Origin of the sequence: Oribacterium sp. WCC10 (assembly GCF_900113415.1) — a bacterium.
Taxonomy (GTDB): Bacteria; Bacillota; Clostridia; order Lachnospirales; family Lachnospiraceae; genus Oribacterium.
In genome coordinates this window covers 1-4299 of record NZ_FOPH01000048.1, presented here as the reverse complement: position 1 = coordinate 4299, position 4299 = coordinate 1, and the positions used below count along the sequence as shown (strand labels likewise).

6 protein-coding genes and 1 pseudogene are annotated in these 4299 nt (G+C 36.4%); all 7 read right to left on the bottom strand.

The window, feature by feature from the left end; all coding sequences use genetic code 11:
* Positions 1–216, bottom strand: a 216-nt coding sequence (locus BM294_RS15555) for a DUF1294 domain-containing protein (protein ID WP_091209988.1), incomplete at its 3' end; no start/stop codon positions are given.
* 144 nt (positions 217–360) lie between these two features.
* Complete coding sequence (locus tag BM294_RS15550) at positions 361–1326, bottom strand: DUF6017 domain-containing protein (protein ID WP_091209986.1); 966 nt, start codon at positions 1324–1326, stop codon at positions 361–363.
* A 65-nt stretch (positions 1327–1391) separates the two neighbouring features.
* Positions 1392–1754 carry a replication initiator protein A gene (locus BM294_RS15545; RefSeq protein WP_036613232.1) on the bottom strand — a complete coding sequence of 121 codons (363 nt, stop codon included), beginning with the start codon at positions 1752–1754 and terminating at the stop codon, positions 1392–1394.
* Complete coding sequence (locus tag BM294_RS15540; RefSeq protein ID WP_091209984.1) at positions 1751–2665, bottom strand: ParB/RepB/Spo0J family partition protein; 915 nt, start codon at positions 2663–2665, stop codon at positions 1751–1753. Before BM294_RS15540 ends, BM294_RS15545 begins: the two co-directional genes overlap by 4 nt.
* Positions 2655–3440, bottom strand: coding sequence for a ParA family protein (locus BM294_RS15535; RefSeq protein WP_091209982.1), 786 nt, complete (start codon positions 3438–3440; stop codon positions 2655–2657). Before BM294_RS15535 ends, BM294_RS15540 begins: the two co-directional genes overlap by 11 nt.
* A gap of 2 nt (positions 3441–3442) precedes the next feature.
* Positions 3443–3670: a DUF6462 family protein gene (locus BM294_RS15530; RefSeq protein WP_036613243.1), complete on the bottom strand. Its 228-nt coding sequence runs from the start codon at positions 3668–3670 to the stop codon at positions 3443–3445.
* A 51-nt stretch (positions 3671–3721) separates the two neighbouring features.
* Positions 3722–3904 (bottom strand): annotated as a pseudogene (locus BM294_RS16495) (DUF6462 family protein); the annotation flags it as partial.
* Positions 3905–4299 lie beyond the last annotated feature (395 nt).

Genomic DNA, 4299 nt, shown 5'->3' with positions numbered 1-4299 from the left:
CATTATGACAGGGATACCGTATCTGAAATACCAGTGTCTGGTTTTATGATGAAAGAAGTGCATTCCCAAAAAAGCTCCTATGCTGCCTCCGATCACTGCTACCAGAATAAGGTCTTTCTCTTTTATCCGCCATTTTCCTTTTCGTGCTTTATCTTTATCAATACCATACATCAGAAATGCTACTGCATTGATAACTATCAAGTATATATACTTCATAATTTCATCCTCAGGATTCTGATGTATGATTCTCTCTTGAGATTTCTTTCCTCATCATAGCAGACTTTCCAGCCGCATCCTTTTTTGAATTCCATAATCCTCCTCCCAGTAAGTATGGAAATACAGGTGCCCTATTTGATAATGCTAATGATAACACAAATTCACTTTCATATCATAATTTGCTTCAGCCTGATAGTAACTGCCAATTGTTGTCGGAGCATTAAAGAGAGCCGATAAGAGATAACTCTTTATATTCCTTATCTTGGTTGTACTCTGCTTCATGCACTCTAGAACATACTCAATGTGACTGCTGTTCAGTTTAAGAAATTTCGATCTCACAAGTTCTCCTGGATACTTATTCTTTGAAATCCATATGATGTCGTTCTTGTTGATTACAGTTTCAATTATAAGGTCATAAATCCCGTCAATAACCTCTGCATCATGTGGGTAGCGGATTTTCATCAACGATAGTTCCAGGTTCTCCCGGATTCTTTCTGCATATGCTAAATACTCAGCATTCAATGTCTGATCTATCTGATCGATATGATATTTATTTAAATCAGTATTATTTATATTATTATAATTAGCATTGGTTTTTCCCATGTCTGGACTTGGGTTTTTCAAAGGTCTAGACATTGATTTTTCCAAAGTCTTGACATTGGTTTTTCCCATGTCTGAAACCTTATCGTTATTAGACTTATTTTCATCTTCTTTAGATATTGGTTTTTCAAAGGTCTGACATATATTTTCTTCCTGCACAAAATTCTTTAAATATATGATTGTCGGCTTTCCTTGTCCCTGCTTCTTACGTTCGATAAGTTGAAATTGCTCAAGATCTTTAAACAGTGCACCAATCTTATTTTCTTTACAGTTCAGCATTTCCATTGCATCCTGCTGTGAAAAGTATATATATGCCCTGTTTTCAGCATCAAACCACTTATTTTTCAGTGATAATGACATTCTATCAAGCATTAGTCCATAAAGGACCTTAGCTTCAACACAAAGCTGCTTGAAATAATCATTGGTAAATAGAAGCTTAGGTATTCTGTAAAAGCTAAGCATGTCAGATTCTTGACCTTTGAAATAGTCAAATATGATTCTTTCGCTCAACTTCTTTTCCTCCCTTGTATAGCGTTCTGTATCTCTCTATGCGGTTCAGTGGTGCAATTTCTGCACTACCCAACAGATCTAAGTATTCTTCTATTGAAATTTTTTACATAGATTTTGCTTGGTTTCCCTTTAACCTGGTGCTTACAAATAAGGCCAATTTTTTCCAGTTCCTTCATACAATCAATAATTGTATGTTTAGAAAAATTTATATCCTCTTCCAGCTGACTTAATGGGTATACAATATATACTCTGTTTTCTTCGTCTAACCAGTTATTTTTCGATGCCTCGTTCATCCTGTCCAGCAAGACTGCATATAACATCTTTGCTGATACTGATAGATCTGAAAATGTCTTTCCGGTCAATAATTCTTTCGGGATAACTACAGATGCAAACTGTCCTGCATTTGTTCCATAAAAGTAATCCATCATTTTTTAACTCCCTCTCCCTGATTCTTTTTCCACTGTTCCAGTAAACCTATAATCACCCTTTCTATTTCTGCGCTTGAATAGAAAGTCGGAAAATACTTATTAAGTTTTCTCTCAGAAAATGTAATCTTTTTTCTAACCTGTGGTATTGCTCTTCCTTTGATCAATATGTCTATCAATTTATCTTGTGTTAATGAATCATCATCTCTATACGCTCTCAAATCCATAAGCTGTTCTTGTTTTATCATTCCATTTTCACAGATATACTCCAAAATCCATTTCTGATAATTATTATTTAGATATGAAATCTCCTGGCCAACATTGAGCGCCAAACGACCTGCATCGACTAATTCAAGCAATTGAGGAATCAGGAAGGTAAGTCTTATATATCTATGAACCTGAGATTTTTTAATCCCCATTGTCTCACCCACAACTTCTGCCGAAGTCAACTTTGTCCACTCAGTGGACAAAGTTAAATCCGATCGACTTCCCCTATGATTCATGGCATCCATTTTCATTTTCAGAGAAAATGCTCTTTCACTCGGTAGAATCTCTTCACGCTGCATATTTGCATCTACCATGGCAATAGTTGCATCGTCATTTGTCATTTCCTTTATGATAGCCGGAATCTTTCTAAGACCAACTCTTTTAGCAGCATGCAGTCGTCTATGTCCGGAAATCATTTCATAGGTTCCCTGGTCATCTGGTCTTACTAATACAGGCGTCAAAATACCATTTTCTTGTATACTCTCTACCAGTTCCTCCATACTTTCATCATCAACTACTTTGAAAGGATGGTTTTCAAATGGATAGATACTCAGGACATCTAAATCAACAGTACCTTCAGTACTTGGAGCGCCTAATAATTCATCCACACTGGTAAGCTTTATCTTTTTTCCGACTCTACACGGCATGACTCATTACCTCCTTTATCAATTCGGTATATGCAAATGCTGCTTTTCCTTTCGGATCATATACATACAAACTACTTCCGGTTGCACTGATCTCTGCAACTCTTACTGAAAGTGGTATTTCGATAGGAAATACATTTACGCTCGAAGAATAAACATCATAGATTTGGGAAGCTATATCCTTTGCATAATTTGTCCTATGGTCAACCATTGTGATCAGAATCCCTTCTATCGTTAAATTTGGATTCAATTGACGTTTTATTCTTCCGATAGTTTTAATTAACTGTTGGAGGCCTTTCACAGGGAGGTAAGCAGCTTGTACCGGGATAAGAACTGAATCAGCACAGGCAAGTGCATTTATAGTCATCATTCCTAAGGATGGCATGCAATCTATTATTATGTAGTCATAGTACGCTCTGGCCTTATTGACATATTCTCTTAATATTGTTTCCCTGCTTATAACTCCCGTAAGTGTTATTTCCAAACTTGATAATTCGATATTTCCAGGCAGTATATCTACACCTTCTGCATGATGTATCAAACCATGACGAACATCTACAGATTCATCATTAATAATATTGATCATTGCCGTTGCTAAGGAGTACTCAAGACTGTCCGGCTCATCACACCCCAAACTAATTGTCAAAGAACCCTGAGGATCTGCATCTATAAGCAAAACTTTTTTATCGTTTCCAGCAAGGCCTATACCTAAATTCACACAGGTCACGGTTTTTCCGACTCCGCCTTTTTGATTTGCCACCGCAATTACTTTACACATAGTTAACATCCCCTCTCATCAAAGGACTCTATAAAAGCATCCAGAATCTCAGTATTTACCAATACAATTCGTTTTACTTTTCTAATGGCATTTGCATCTTTGGCCAATTCCTGGAATGTATGCTTTCCCATGGAATACAGCTCTGCACCCTCTGCATACCTTACATATTTCTTTTTCCCCGATTTAACTAATTCCTTAATATCATTAGTCGTAGTTCTGTTTTTTGGCATTTCTTGCTTCTCCTTTCTTTTGTCTTCTTCTGAATAGTATTCTTCCAAATATTTATCTAGTTTTTCCTGATCCACTAACGCTGTCTTACGTAATTTGATATTTGCTTTAGCTTCCTTGGCTATTTTTACAAATGTCCAATAAGACATGCTGTACTGTCTGGCTCCATCCTGATAAGTGATGTAACGACACTTTTTTTCACCTAAGTATTTGTCTAAATCTGGCGGTGATTTCATGATTTCTTCTATCCCTCCTGTGATTGTTTTATGTGCTGTTACAAATTCGATTAATATGTCCACTCACCTCATTTCTATTTCTGAAAGAAATATGCGGACAAAAAAAGCCCCGTATTTTCCATCGTTAGAAAATACGGGGCTATACCCATCTCTATGTGAACCGACTGTTCCGAAACGCATTTTTGAAGAAATTACATCAAAAATACCTATCGCTTAACTGTCCATAGAGTAAATCTTTTATTGTTAGTTTAGTCCATACATGTCCAAGGAAATCCATCTTTATCCAAGGAAACTGAAGTATATCTGTGTTCTATTTGGTCTTCTTTGGACCGCTATGAATTAATAGTCATCCATATAAATCCGTACATTAATTGAGCGTTTTCATCGTCGGGAAG